The 13,595-nt window shown below is 36.9% G+C and carries 13 protein-coding genes; 11 read left to right on the forward strand and 2 right to left on the reverse strand.

Features of this window, described 5'->3' with window-relative positions; genetic code table 11:
- Positions 1 to 318: 318 nt before the first annotated feature.
- The 8 genes from serC to pyrF all read left to right on the forward strand — a co-directional run bounded on the left by serC (position 319) and on the right by pyrF (position 7,948).
- On the forward strand, positions 319 to 1,401 hold the full coding sequence (gene serC / locus Q0940_RS00005) for a 3-phosphoserine/phosphohydroxythreonine transaminase (protein ID WP_299262369.1): 1,083 nt from the start codon (positions 319 to 321) through the stop codon (positions 1,399 to 1,401).
- Positions 1,394 to 2,692: a 3-phosphoshikimate 1-carboxyvinyltransferase gene (gene aroA / locus Q0940_RS00010; protein ID WP_299262372.1), complete on the forward strand. Its 1,299-nt coding sequence runs from the start codon at positions 1,394 to 1,396 to the stop codon at positions 2,690 to 2,692. Before serC ends, aroA begins: the two co-directional genes overlap by 8 nt.
- 137 nt (positions 2,693 to 2,829) lie before the next feature.
- Entirely contained in the window at positions 2,830 to 3,510 is a 681-nt protein-coding gene (cmk, locus tag Q0940_RS00015) for a (d)CMP kinase (protein WP_299262375.1), read from the forward strand.
- Positions 3,511 to 3,637: 127 nt separating this feature from the next.
- Positions 3,638 to 5,305: a 30S ribosomal protein S1 gene (gene rpsA, locus Q0940_RS00020; RefSeq protein ID WP_299262378.1), complete on the forward strand. Its 1,668-nt coding sequence runs from the start codon at positions 3,638 to 3,640 to the stop codon at positions 5,303 to 5,305.
- Positions 5,306 to 5,525: 220 nt separating this feature from the next.
- Complete coding sequence (locus Q0940_RS00025; protein ID WP_299262381.1) at positions 5,526 to 5,813, forward strand: integration host factor subunit beta; 288 nt, start codon at positions 5,526 to 5,528, stop codon at positions 5,811 to 5,813.
- A 60-nt stretch (positions 5,814 to 5,873) separates the two neighbouring features.
- Positions 5,874 to 6,080 (forward strand): LapA family protein, encoded by a 207-nt coding sequence (locus tag Q0940_RS17080; protein WP_363323561.1) that lies wholly within the window; start codon positions 5,874 to 5,876, stop codon positions 6,078 to 6,080.
- Positions 6,073 to 7,224, forward strand: a complete 1,152-nt coding sequence (locus Q0940_RS00030; protein ID WP_299262384.1) for a hypothetical protein — start codon at positions 6,073 to 6,075, stop codon at positions 7,222 to 7,224. The genes Q0940_RS17080 and Q0940_RS00030 overlap by 8 nt, the downstream gene beginning before the upstream one ends.
- 25 nt (positions 7,225 to 7,249) lie before the next feature.
- Entirely contained in the window at positions 7,250 to 7,948 is a 699-nt protein-coding gene (pyrF, locus tag Q0940_RS00035; protein WP_299262387.1) for an orotidine-5'-phosphate decarboxylase, read from the forward strand.
- A 77-nt stretch (positions 7,949 to 8,025) separates the two neighbouring features.
- On the opposite strand, the gene Q0940_RS17085 is transcribed toward pyrF, so the two are convergent.
- Positions 8,026 to 8,142, reverse strand: a complete 117-nt coding sequence (locus tag Q0940_RS17085; RefSeq protein WP_363323563.1) for a DoxX-like family protein — start codon at positions 8,140 to 8,142, stop codon at positions 8,026 to 8,028.
- Between the two features lie 394 nt (positions 8,143 to 8,536).
- On the opposite strand from Q0940_RS17085, the gene Q0940_RS00040 reads away from it, so the two are divergent.
- Entirely contained in the window at positions 8,537 to 10,426 is a 1,890-nt protein-coding gene (locus tag Q0940_RS00040; RefSeq protein WP_299262390.1) for a methyl-accepting chemotaxis protein, read from the forward strand.
- A gap of 235 nt (positions 10,427 to 10,661) precedes the next feature.
- A complete protein-coding gene (locus Q0940_RS00045; protein ID WP_299262392.1) occupies positions 10,662 to 11,324 on the forward strand; it encodes a hypothetical protein in 663 nt (220 codons plus the stop codon).
- A gap of 180 nt (positions 11,325 to 11,504) precedes the next feature.
- Here Q0940_RS00045 and Q0940_RS00050 read toward each other — a convergent pair whose 3' ends face one another.
- Positions 11,505 to 11,975 carry a hypothetical protein gene (locus Q0940_RS00050; RefSeq protein WP_299262395.1) on the reverse strand — a complete coding sequence of 157 codons (471 nt, stop codon included), beginning with the start codon at positions 11,973 to 11,975 and terminating at the stop codon, positions 11,505 to 11,507.
- A gap of 193 nt (positions 11,976 to 12,168) precedes the next feature.
- Between Q0940_RS00050 and ccoN the strand changes: the two genes are divergently transcribed.
- Complete coding sequence (gene ccoN / locus Q0940_RS00055) at positions 12,169 to 13,584, forward strand: cytochrome-c oxidase, cbb3-type subunit I (protein WP_299262398.1); 1,416 nt, start codon at positions 12,169 to 12,171, stop codon at positions 13,582 to 13,584.
- Positions 13,585 to 13,595 lie beyond the last annotated feature (11 nt).

Consider the following 13,595-nt stretch of genomic DNA (forward strand, 5'->3'; position numbering starts at 1 on the left):
CGTTATCCTAGATGGGTAAAGCCAAAACCGTCTAAGTATCCCAAAAACGGAAATAAAAATGCCAGTCGGCTTAACTGACTGGCATTACTCACTATGAGCCTTTTTTTGTGCCTGAATGTTAATTGTAAAACAAACCATAAAAGATTGAAAAATAAACAAATTGATAACAAAATTTAACCTTTACCAAAATTAATGACAAAGTTGCAAAAATATCAATTGAGTGAAATTTTATAACGCGTTAGAGTCAACATCCAATTTGTACTGTGTTACCAATATTTCAAATATTCCATCACAAACTGCATCCAAAATGAGAACAAGATGACTGTATATAACTTTTGCGCTGGCCCTGCCAAACTTCCTGATGAAGTAATGATCAAAGCTCAATCTGAATTTAGAGATTGGAATAACACGGGCTGTTCGGTGATGGAATTAAGCCACAGAAGTAAGTCTTACATTGAAGTGTATGACCAAGCTATCGCAGGCATTAAAAAGTTATTAAACATAAGTGACGATTACAGTATTTTATTTATGCATGGTGGTGGTAGAGGGCAATTTTCAGCAGTTCCTCTGAACTTGCTAACTGAAAATAAAAAAGCGCATTATGCGGTTACTGGTTCTTGGTCTAAATCTGCGGTTGAAGAAGCCAAAAAATTTGGTGATATCACGGCAGAAAATTATGTTAGTACCAATGAACAAGGTAAAAAATTCGTTCAAGGTTTCGATAAATGGCAAGTTAACCCAGATAACGGTTTTTTACATTATTGTCCAAATGAAACCGTTGACGGTATTGAAATTTTTGATGCACCTAAGTTTGACGTACCAGTGGTTGCGGATATGTCCTCAACTATTTTATCTCACCAAATAAACGTTAACGATTACGGTTTAATATACGCTGGTGCACAAAAAAATATAGGTCCATCTGGTGTAAGTATTGTAATAGTTAAAAACGAATTGCTATCTCGTAGCAGTGACTCAATACCATCAATCCTTAACTACAAGTTAACTGCAGAAAACGGCAGTATGTTTAACACTCCACCGACTTATGCAATCTACTTAGCAAAGTTAGTGTTTGATTGGTTAATTGAACGTGGTGGTGTAGAAGCGCAAGAAAAAATCAATATCCAAAAAGCAGAATACTTATATAGCGCGATAGATAAATCTGACTTTTACTCAAACCATATTGCCGCTAGCAATCGTTCACGTATGAATATTCCATTTTTCTTAGCTAATGACGAGCTAGATAAAGCATTCTTAGCTCAAGCTGAAGATAATGGATTATTAGCACTTAAAGGCCATCGTATTGTTGGCGGAATGCGCGCAAGTATTTATAACGCTTTACCATTTGAAGGTGTAAAAGCATTAGTTGAATTTATGCAGGAGTTTGAACGTACAAATGGTTGATACAAATAAAACAGAAACATTAACACTTGAGCACATAACTAAATTCAGTGGCGATGTGACGGTACCTGGCTCGAAAAGTCTTTCTAATAGAGCGTTATTGCTTGCGGCATTATGTGGCTCAAAGACAACCATAAGTAATTTATTAGACAGTGATGATATTCGTCACATGTTAACGGCGTTAACGTCTTTGGGTATTAAAACTGAACTTAATGACGACAAAACCGTATGTGTAGTAAATGGCACTGGTGGAAAATTTAATACACCACAAAGTCCGCTATTTTTAGGTAATGCTGGAACAGCAATGCGCCCATTAGCAGCAGTGCTTGCTTTTTCTGGTGTTAATGCCGAATTAACTGGCGAAGCTCGTATGTTTGAAAGACCAATAGGGCATTTAATTGATGCGTTATTGCCATTAGGTGCCAATATCGAATATTTAGGTGAGAAGGATTATCCACCGCTTAAATTGTTACCATTTAAACAAGTAGAGTGTTCAGAAGTTAATATTGACGGTAGCGTATCTAGTCAGTTTTTATCTGCACTATTAATGGCGGCTCCTTTATTAAGAAGACCGATCACCATAAATATGGTTGGGGAATTAGTTTCTAAACCATATATAGATTTAACCTTAGACATTATTAAGCAGTTTGGCGTAAATATTACTAATAACAATTATCAGTCGTTTGTTATTGACGGCGAACAAACTTATGTTTCACCGGGCGATTTTATGGTGGAGGGTGATGCATCTTCAGCGTCTTACTTTTTAGCGGCTGGAGCAATAAGTGGCGGTCCGGTAAATGTATATGGCGTTGGTAAAAATAGTGTGCAGGGCGATATTCAATTTGCTGATGTGTTAGCAAAAATGGGCGCGACTATTACTTATTTTGATGATCATATTTCGGTAAGTTCAAACGGCCAATTAACAGCTGTTGATATGGATATGAATCATATTCCTGATGCAGCTATGACAATTGCCACAACAGCATTGTTTGCCAAAGGGACAACCGCAATTAGAAATATTTATAATTGGCGCGTTAAAGAAACTGATCGTCTACATGCAATGGCAACTGAGCTTAAAAAAGTTGGAGCCACTGTAGAAGAAGGGCACGATTATATTATTGTCACTCCAAATAATATAAATCACGCGGCGATAGATACGTATGATGATCACCGTATTGCAATGTGTTTCTCGTTATTAGCCTTTGATAAAGAAACTGTCACTATCAACGACCCTAAAGTTACCAGTAAAACCTTCCCAGATTACTTCACTCGATTTAACTCATTAGTTAAATAATTAATCTGTATTTCTTAATATTTATGCAAAAGTCTCAAGCGAGACTTTTGCAAGAGAAATAAATTCCTCTTAAATCAATTTCATTTTATTGTATTTCAAGTATAATCCCGCCCGCAAATTCACCTTATGGAGTATTTATGGAGCAAACAATTCCGGTTATCACTATCGATGGCCCGAGCGGAGCAGGTAAAGGCACAGTTTGTCGTTTACTGGCTCAGAAATTGGGTTGGGAAATATTAGACAGTGGCGCAATTTACCGAGTTTTAGCATTGGCATCCATCCATCATCAAATTGAACCAGCAGATGAAGAGAGCTTAATCCCTCTTGCTGCACACTTGGACGTTCAATTTTTGTCAACCGAAACAAGCTCTAAGATTATCTTAGAAGGCGAAGAAGTTACCTTGTCAATTAGAAATGAAGAAGTTGGTGGCATAGCCTCACAAATCGCAGCTTTACCGCGTGTTCGTGAAGCATTATTACGCCGTCAACGTGCTTTTAGACAGCTACCTGGTCTTATTGCCGATGGCAGAGATATGGGAACGGTTGTTTTTCCAGATGCAGAAGTTAAGGTTTTTCTTACGGCAAGTGCCGAAGAAAGAGCGAATAGACGCTATTTGGAGTTGAAAGAAAAGGGTCACGATGTTAAAATCGGCGACCTTTTGAACGAAATACAAGCTCGAGACGACCGAGATACCAACCGAACAGTAGCGCCTATGGTGCCTGCAGAGGATGCTATCGAGATTGATTCGACTCATATTTCAGCACAAGAGGTGTTCCAACAGCTAATTTCAGTTGTTGAAACTAAATTTTGTAAATAGTAGTTGGCGACCTTTTTATTAAAAAGGTTTTTAACATAATTAACAGCCTTGTTAGCACGGAAGTAACAAGTTAAAAATCAACCCTTAGTCGCAGGAACGCCTCTTTGGCCATAAATGAAGATAAAAAATGACAGAAAATTTTGCTGAACTGTTTGAAGAAAGCCTTCAAACGATAGAAACACGCCCTGGTTCAATTGTTAAAGGTACTATCGTATCTATTGACCGTGACTTAGTATTAGTAGACGCTGGTCTTAAATCTGAATCTGCAATTCCTGCAGCTCAATTTAAAAACCACGCTGGTGAGCTTGAAGTTGCTGTAGGCGATGTAGTAGACGTAGCGTTAGAATCAATTGAAGATGGTTTCGGTGAAACTATTTTATCTCGCGAAAAAGCGAAACGTTATGAGTCTTGGGTACGCCTTGAAAAAGCTTGTGAAGAACAAGAAATTGTTAAAGGTGTTATCTCTGGTAAAGTTAAAGGTGGTTTCACTGTTGAAGTTGAAGGTATCAGAGCTTTCTTACCAGGTTCTCTAGTAGATGTTCGTCCAATTCGTGACACATCACACCTAGAAGGCAAAGAATTAGAATTTAAAGTTATCAAGCTTGATCAAAAACGTAATAACGTTGTTGTTTCTCGTCGCGCAGTTATCGAAACAGAAAACTCTGCTGAACGTGAAGAGCTTCTTGCTAACCTTGAAGAAGGTTCAGAAGTTAAAGGTATCGTTAAGAACCTTACTGACTACGGCGCGTTTGTTGACCTTGGTGGCTTAGACGGTTTATTACACATCACTGATATGGCTTGGAAACGTGTTAAGCACCCAAGTGAAATCGTAGCAGTTGGTGACGAAATAGACGTTAAAGTACTTAAATTTGATAAAGAGAAAAACCGTGTTTCTCTAGGTCTTAAGCAATTAGGTTCAGATCCTTGGGGCGACATTGCTGGTCGTTACCCAGAAAGTTCACGTCTTAAAGGTCGTGTTACTAATCTTACAGACTACGGTTGTTTCGTTGAAATCGAAGACGGTATCGAAGGTCTTGTTCACGTTTCAGAAATGGACTGGACAAACAAGAACATCCATCCTTCAAAAGTTGTTAACTTAGGTGACGAAGTTGAAGTTATGGTTCTTGAAATAGACGAAGAACGTCGTCGTATTTCTCTTGGTCTTAAACAATGTAAAGACAACCCTTGGGAAGTATTTGCTAAGACTCATAATAAAGGCGATCGTGTTTCTGGTAGCATCAAATCTATCACTGACTTCGGTATCTTTATTGGTCTTGACGGCGGTATTGACGGTCTTGTTCACTTATCTGACATTTCTTGGAATGTTTCTGGTGAAGACGCAGTACGTGAATTCAAGAAAGGCGACGAAATCGAAGCTGTTGTTTTACAAGTTGACCCAGAGCGTGAACGTATCTCTCTAGGTGTTAAACAAATGGATTCTGACCCGTTCAGTGAATACCTAGAAGCGAACAAGAAAGGTTCTTTAGTTAAAGGTCAAGTTAAAGACGTTGATGCTAAAGGCGCTACAGTTGTTCTAGGTACTGAAGTTGAAGGTTACATCCGTGTATCTGAACTTTCAGTTGACCGTGTTGAAGACGCTTCTACAGTATTAAAAGCTGGTCAAGAAGTTGAAGCTAAGTTTGTTGGTGTTGACCGTAAGAATCGTGTAATTAGCTTATCTATTAAAGCTATTCACGCTGCTGACGAGAAAACTGCACTTGATAGCTTGCAAAGTCAAACTCCTGAGTTTGAAAACGCAATGGCTGCAGCATTCAAAAATGCACAAAAAGACTAATATCTAATTAGTTTGTGAGAAGGGAGCTTAATAGCTCCCTTTTTTTATACAAAAAATTTACAAAATCATTTTTATAGTCTTTAATAAATAAAATGTAACTTATTGAAGTGCATAAATATATTTTGGTGCTACACTGATTCATTAATACAATTAGTATTAGCAATAAATAAACACTTGGTTCGTTATGAACGGACAATTACTATTTTACTTAGGTGAAAAAATGACAAAGTCTGAATTAATAGAAGCATTAGCAGAAAAATACCCAAATCTACCAATTAAAGATGTAGAAATAGCCGTTAAAAGTATAATTGATAATATGGCTGAAACTTTATCTACTGGTGAACGCATTGAAATACGTGGCTTTGGTAGCTTTTCATTGCATTACCGCGCTCCACGAGTTGGCCGTAATCCAAAAACAGGTGAGTCTGTTAATTTAGAGGCGAAGTATGTTCCTCATTTTAAACCGGGTAAAGAATTGCGAGAAAGAGTGGATTTTCCTCAATCCTAGATTGACTCTAATTGCTAGTTACAATAGCCTAATACTCTTGGATAAAAGGAGTATTTGCTATTGAAAGTTTTATCGTACATTTTTTTAATTATTCTTATTATAATTGCATTAGCTTTAGGCAGTGAGAACGGCCAACTGGTGTCAGTTAATTTATTATTTGTAAAACTAGAAATAAGCTTAGCCGTTGTTATTTACAGTGCGTTTATTTTTGGCTTACTTTCTGCGTTAATAATGTTCCTATTGAAGAAATTAAAACCTAATGCTTGAGTTGCTATTTTTATTGTTACCTGTATCCGTCGCGTATGGTTGGGTAATGGGAAAGCACAGTACCAAAAAAGAGTTAAAGCAACAGCAAGCTTCAATGAATCGTGCGCTAACATCCAGTGTTAGCCTTTTATTGAACAACAAAGAAGAACAAGCCTTTGATCAACTGATCAAATACCTTGATGACACACCTTCCAGTATTAATAACTATTTGACCATGGCGCAGTTATTTCGTAAAAAAGGCGAAATAGACAAAGCTATATCCATCCATGAAGGTTTATTAAAAACCGAACATTTAGAATTACCACTGCAACAAAAACAAACCATTCAGCTAGAATTAGCCCAAGATTTTTTATCCGCAGGTATGTTAGAAAGGGCCCTTTACGCCTTAGAGCCTATGTTCTTAAGTGATCAAGCTGATAACGCGTTAACGCTAGCTTTACATATTTACGAGCAAACTAGAGAGTGGGATGAAGGTTTAAAAGTATATTTAAATGTACCAAGTGATCAGGTAAGCGTAGAAAACCGTCAATTGGTTAGTCACTTTTATTGTGAGATAGCTGACAAGACTGAAAACATTAAAACTCAAAAGCAATTATACAAAAGGGCGCTTAAGGTAAACTCTGGTTGCACTCGAAGTTTAGTGTCATTAGCCAAATTGTATGTGGATAGTAACCAAAAACAAAAATCGCGTGAATTCATTATTACCATTTTAGACAACGAGCCGAGCTTTGCTCCTGCTTTGTTTAATATAGCGCCTGAATGTTTTGTTGACGAATTTGAACAAACGGCATGGTTGTATTGGTTAATTAAAGACAAAAACATCACTAGCGTAACCGCCCATAACCAAATGGCCGATTATATAGTAAAAGAAAATGGCTTAGAGTCAGGCAGAGAATATATAATAGAGCACTTGCAGCAAGTACCAAGTGTACGTGGCTTTGCAAAGTTAATTGAACTAGAACGCGAGTTCATGTCTAATTCTCACTTTGACCAACTGCTCAAGTTGCTCAATCGATATATAGAATTAAAACCGAATTATGAATGTAAGAGTTGTGGATTTTCATCAAACCATTTTACATGGCGGTGCCCAGCTTGTAACAGCTGGCAAACAATGAAACCGTTAACCGGATTAGATGGTATTTAACACATAGTTAGTGAGATAAGAAAACGTGGATAAGAAAAATATTGTTGTAGCATTAGACTTTGAAAATAAGTCAGAAGCATTAGCCTTAATTGATAGATTAGATCCTAGCCTTTGCCGCCTAAAAATAGGCAAAGAAATGTTTACTCATTTTGGCCCTGAGTTTGTGACAGAAGTACAAAACAAGGGTTTTGATGTATTTTTAGATTTGAAATTCCACGACATACCAAATACAGTCGCAAAAGCCGTTAAAGCCGCAGCAGAACTAGGCGTTTGGATGGTGAATGTGCATGCATCAGGTGGCAGTAAAATGATGCAAGCCGCACGTGACATATTAAAACCTTATGGCGACAAAGCTCCTTTGTTAATTGCGGTAACGGTATTAACGTCAATGTCAGAAGATGACTTGTTAGATTTAGGCATCACCAAATCACCAGAGCAGCAAGTAAACTTTTTAGCTGGTTTAGCACATAAAGCAGGAATGGACGGCGTTGTATGTTCAGCGCAAGAAGCTCAAATGCTAAAAACTAACTATGGCGTAGAATTTAAACTTGTCACCCCAGGTATTAGAACTGCAGACGCGTCAGTAGACGACCAAAAACGTATTATGACACCAGAAAAAGCAGTTAATGCAGGTTCTGATTATTTGGTTATTGGCCGAGCCATCACCAAATCAGCTGATCCGATTAATACCATGAAACAAATATACAGCTCACTTAATAGCTAGTTTAGCTGTCATTAAAGATTGTATACACAATAACGCAGATACGCTTGAATACGCATCTGCGTTATTGTGTAAGAGCTTTACTCTTTTGTGTATAAATAATAAACCATTACTAACAATGGAATGTTTTTAGTGAGAGGGCCAAATGGGTGTATCCAGAACTCAGGTACAACTCGCTTGTCCTTTATATAAGCTATTTATATTGCCTTAGGGTTCTTAGGATGTAAAGAAAGCTTAAGTTATTCCTATTGTTAAGAATATTAACGAAAAGCACACTCCAAAACGTCTCGATAAAACACTCAATAAAGATTATTTAAAGATTAAGCAAACCAGCCATACTCAACCTTTGACTGAAAAACAAACAAATAATATAGGTTTGTAGCCGAGTATTGTTTCCCTCTATACTATTTATAGTCAGTGTACCTAAAGCTTATGTTCTTGTTTAACAATGAAAATAATAATAAAAGTATTTTGATTTGGGCCGATAAAACTTTATGTTGTTTAAGTGCTTATAAAAACACCGATAAAAGCTAACTAGATAATTAGCCCAAAAATCGCCAACATTAAACTTAACAAAATAATGAGAGAATTATGCTCAAATCGTTAAAGTTCACCACCAAAGTTACGCTTGCTGCGTCTTTAGTTTTGGTGTTTGTATTGGGTTTATTTACTATAAATAATTTTGTCGTAATGCAAAATCAGACTAAAGGTCAGTTATCTCAAGTACTGCATGAAATCTCCGAATCTGTATCGCAAAATATCTCAAACTGGCTTAACAGCAAACTTGCTATTGTTTCAGGTGTTGCCAATGTCTATAACAACGACTTAACCACGGTTCAAGTATTGGAACGTTTAGATCTTGCTGATGAAGCAGGGGCGTTTAAAAACGTATATATAGGACGAGTAGACGGCACCTTCATATTAGATGACCAAACTATTCAATTACCAGAAGGTTACGACGCACGAGAGCGACCTTGGTATCAATTAGCTAAAAACCAAGAGACCACCACATTTACCACCCCTTATGTTGACGCAACCAACAACGGACTCATTATTTCAGCTGTTGTACCTATATTTGAAGACGCTGAGTTTTCAGGTGTTGCCGGTGGTGATATCGACATGAGTACCATTGCTGAAATTGTCAACAGTATCGACTTCTTAGGGTTTGGTTATGCATTTTTAGTTGATAGTAATAAACAGATACTAAGTCATCCAGATCAAAAACTTAATAGCATTCCAATGTCTAACTTGTTTAAGCAAGACATGGCGTTAAATCCTGAGTTTACGTCAATCAAGCTCAATGATACTGATCATCTAGTCTCTTTTATAAAAATAAACGGAATTAAAAACGTTGATTGGTACTTAGGTGTCGTAATAGAAGAAGAAATTGCATATTCCTCTGTATCTAGCTTTAGAAATATGGCCGCAATTTATATGCTGCTAGGTGTTATTGCTATTGTCATCATGCTGCAAAAATTATTGAAATACTTAATGCAACCAATGCAACGTTTAAGTGATGCAATCAAAGACATAGCACAAGGAGAAGGGGACTTAACTAAACGTTTAATTATTGAAAATAAAGATGAATTTGGTGAGCTGTCTCATCATTTTAATATGTTTATAGAGAAAATACATGGCTCTATTGAACAAGTTAGAACAAGTACGATCGAATTAGAACATAGTGTAAAAAATTTAGTAGAGTCCACCACAGCTACACAAGAAATGTACTCGGACCAAACCCAATTAACTGACGGCTTAACCTCAGCTATAGAAAACCTTTCTAATAGTGCGCGCGATATTTCATCTAATGCAACGAATGCATCTGAACTCGCCTCTAAAGCTAATAATGAAGCTAACTCCAGCCATAACTCGCTAGATAAAAACATTGTGGTTATTAAAAACTTAGCTATAAAAATGACAGAAGCTGAGGAGGAAATTGAAAGCCTTGAACAACACACCATTCGTATTGGCCAAGTACTCGAAGTTATTAAAGCTATAAGTGATCAAACTAATTTATTAGCACTTAATGCAGCAATTGAAGCTGCAAGAGCTGGCGAAGCTGGCCGTGGTTTTGCAGTTGTTGCCGATGAAGTTCGCCAATTGGCATTTAGGACGCAAGAATCAACACGTGAAATTGAAGATACGGTTGATCAATTACAGCAAAGTGCCGCATCTGCAGTGAGTGCAATGAAGTCTAGTTTAGTTGACACTCGTGCGTCTGTAGAACAAGCCACCCAATCCGGTGATCAAATGGTTAATGTGAGTAAAGTAATAAATGATATCGATGAAGTAAATCACATCGTAGCAAATGCCACTACAGAGCAAAACAGCGTAACCCAATCAATAGATAACGACGTTCATCATATAAGAGACATAGCGACCAAAGGCCAACAAAACTTATCTGACGCGCTAAACGAATGCACTAACTTAAAAGCGCAGTTTTACGAACTAGAAAAACTGGTGTTAACTTTCAAGGTTTAGTGCGAAGTTAATAACAATAGACTCAGGATTTAAAGCTCCAGATTTGTTATTTAGCCGCACATTTAACAAAGTACTTGTATTTAATCAAACTGGACGACAAATTCCACAATGTACTAACAACCAAAAAATGACGTTAACAGCTAAATACAACATTGAAGAGATAGAATAAGCAATGAATGAACTTGTGTGAGTTGTTACGGGTAAACTTAGGATTTTAAAAAGGATTGAGGTTAATTTGGAAAACAAAAGTTTATATCAATTAAAAAAGTTTCGTTTCGCATTATGGAGCCCAATAGTGTTGGGAGTTATTGTTGCCGTATATATTAATCTTACATCAGATTTAACATTGCTATTAGGCTATGAGGGGCTGAATAATATATTTATTATTTTTAAAGTACCTTTATATCTAGCATCGTTGAGTTTCCCATTAGTTGCTCTAATCGCTGCAAATCATCGCTCGGAACAAACTAAAAAGCAAATTCATATATCTACTTTGCCAGCACTTGATTTTGATTGGAAACATAATAAACCTGAATTAAACATTACACTTAAGAATAAGGAATTAGGAATCGCCAAAATCTTATCGTTTCAGTATAAGTACAACGGCGTATGTCAGGACACAAAAGGCTTGAGTTGTATTTTCGACTCTATAGTTACACTAGATAGTGTTAACCGTGGCTTTGGTTATTGCCATGTTGATAACCTTATAGCAAAGGATGAAAATATGAGACTTTTTTCCTTTAGTACTATAGAAACAAGTCCTGGTCGAATTAAAATAATATACGATAAATTAGGCGAGTTTTTGAACCAGCTTAGTGTAGAGATAAGATACGTATCGATATTTGAGTCTGATGAGCAAATAGCAGTTTTCAACTTTGGTGGGCATATACGTTCGTAGTTAATTACATATAGATATGCGCATAATGTATATTATGTTAAATAAAATATTACATTGATATAAATATATCCCTTATACTTACGTTCTGCTAAATAAGTTCATTAATGTTGATATGACTCCACAAAAGTAGACACCTCTTTTATAAGTCACATCATGTTTTTGTTTTTAACTTAAAATTTTTTAATTTGTTTTCGGCCTTTGCCAATAAGATACAAAGTCAAACTCCGTTATTGTGTTAGCTAAGCTTGCTGTATCTGTTGTTTTAGTGTCGTTGGCCATTTCAACGTTTAATATCCAGGTCATTTTTGGCTGTGAACACAAACCTAACATAAATGCACTTTGGTAAATGTAGGTATTGTTATTACTACTCGTTAAGGTTAAAAATAATGGCAAAGTTCCCATATTCATATTGGAACCAGAAATAGACATAGAATTTATTGGCTGTTTTGCTGTAATCGTCATTTGGTATTGTTGCTCGACTAAAATAACGTCAGTGTTTAATGTTACTTTTACCTGTAAGTTTTGCATTGTAATACATTGAGTGTCACAGGTTGGTTGGTTGTCCGCTTGTTCAGGATTACAAGCTAAAAGTAAGCCGATAACAAATCCACTGGTTATTAATTGAATGAAGGTAGTGTGTTTTTTAACCATGTGTTATTAACTCTCTTGATCTATGACAATATTTTATGGATAGCCGCTATTATTTTACGCTTAAAGTCTTTATTATGCATCTGCCCATAAGCTTATCTGTTTGATTTTGGTTATTTTTCGCAAATAATCGTAAAAGAGTCTAAACTTTTAATCTTTATTACAATAATTTTCACATGTAAGTGGAATCATAAATATGACAACAACGACCATCGCTCATCCAGAGTACAACTATAAAGTAGTTAAGCAGTTTGCTTTAACGACTGTTTTCTGGGGTTTAATAGGTATGACAGTCGGTGTATTAATTGCTGCGCAATTGATATGGCCTGCGTTAAACTTTGAAACTCCATGGCTAACATTTTCGCGTTTACGCCCACTTCACACAAATGCTGTAATTTTTGCGTTTGGTACAAGTGCCCTATTCGCTACCTCGTATTACGTTGTACAACGTACTTGTAAAGTTAAACTCATCAGTGACAAAGTCGCTGCTTTCACCTTTTGGGGATGGCAGGCGGTTATTATTGCTGCGGTAATTACTTTACCTATGGGTCTTACGACTTCTAAAGAATATGCTGAATTAGAGTGGCCAATCGATATTTTAATTACGATTGTTTGGTTAGCTTATGCATATGTCTTTTTAGGCACAGTCGCTATTCGTAAAACAAGTCATATTTATGTGGCAAACTGGTTTTATGCCGGTTTCATCATAACCGTTGCGGTATTGCACTTAGTTAACAGTGCAGCTATTCCGGTTACCTTGTTTAAGTCTTACTCAATATACTCTGGCGCTGTTGATGCCATGGTTCAGTGGTGGTACGGACATAATGCAGTAGGTTTCTTACTGACGGCTGGTTTCTTGGGGATGATGTATTACTTTGTTCCTAAACAAGCAGAACGTCCAGTTTACTCTTACCGTTTGTCGGTTGTTCACTTCTGGGCTCTAATATCTTTGTATATTTGGGCTGGTCCACATCACTTACATTACACAGCTTTACCTGACTGGACTCAGTCTTTAGGTATGGTTATGTCACTTATCTTATTCATCCCATCTTGGGGCGGAATGATAAACGGTATTATGACGTTATCGGGTGCTTGGCATAAGCTAAGAACTGACCCTATCTTACGTTTCTTAATCGTTTCTTTATCTTTCTACGGTATGTCTACGTTTGAAGGCCCAATGATGGCAATCAAATCTGTAAACGCTTTGTCTCATTATACAGACTGGACAATTGGCCACGTACATTCAGGTGCACTTGGTTGGGTTGCTATGGTTTCTATCGGAGCTTTATACCACTTGATCCCTCGTCTATATGGCAAAACTGATATGGCAAGCACTAAGCTAATTAACACGCATTTCTGGTTACACACAGTTGGTGTTGTTCTTTACATTGTTGCTATGTGGATTTCTGGTGTTATGCAGGGTCTTATGTGGAGAGCGGTTAACTCAGACGGGACATTAACGTATAGTTTTGTTCAAAGTTTAGAAGCTTCTTACCCGTTCTACTTTGTACGTTTCCTAGGTGGTCTATTCGTTGTTGCTGGTATGTTAGTAATGGTATACAACGTCGTTAAAACTGTTCGCGAAAGCAAACAAGTTACTGCAGCAGCGTAAGGAGAGCTAAA

Origin of the sequence: uncultured Psychrosphaera sp. (assembly GCF_947500655.1) — a bacterium.
Lineage (GTDB): Bacteria > Pseudomonadota > Gammaproteobacteria > Enterobacterales > Alteromonadaceae > Psychrosphaera.

Coding starts and splice junctions, on each gene's coding strand:
- Q0940_RS00025 (WP_299262381.1), top strand. CDS start 5,526: ATGACAAAGTCTGAATTAATAGAAGCATTAGCAGAAAAATACCCAAAT.
- Q0940_RS00030 (WP_299262384.1), top strand. CDS start 6,073: ATGCTTGAGTTGCTATTTTTATTGTTACCTGTATCCGTCGCGTATGGT.
- aroA (WP_299262372.1), top strand. CDS start 1,394: ATGGTTGATACAAATAAAACAGAAACATTAACACTTGAGCACATAACT.
- serC (WP_299262369.1), top strand. CDS start 319: ATGACTGTATATAACTTTTGCGCTGGCCCTGCCAAACTTCCTGATGAA.
- cmk (WP_299262375.1), top strand. CDS start 2,830: ATGGAGCAAACAATTCCGGTTATCACTATCGATGGCCCGAGCGGAGCA.
- rpsA (WP_299262378.1), top strand. CDS start 3,638: ATGACAGAAAATTTTGCTGAACTGTTTGAAGAAAGCCTTCAAACGATA.
- Q0940_RS00050 (WP_299262395.1), bottom strand. CDS start 11,975: ATGGTTAAAAAACACACTACCTTCATTCAATTAATAACCAGTGGATTT.
- ccoN (WP_299262398.1), top strand. CDS start 12,169: ATGACAACAACGACCATCGCTCATCCAGAGTACAACTATAAAGTAGTT.
- Q0940_RS00040 (WP_299262390.1), top strand. CDS start 8,537: ATGCTCAAATCGTTAAAGTTCACCACCAAAGTTACGCTTGCTGCGTCT.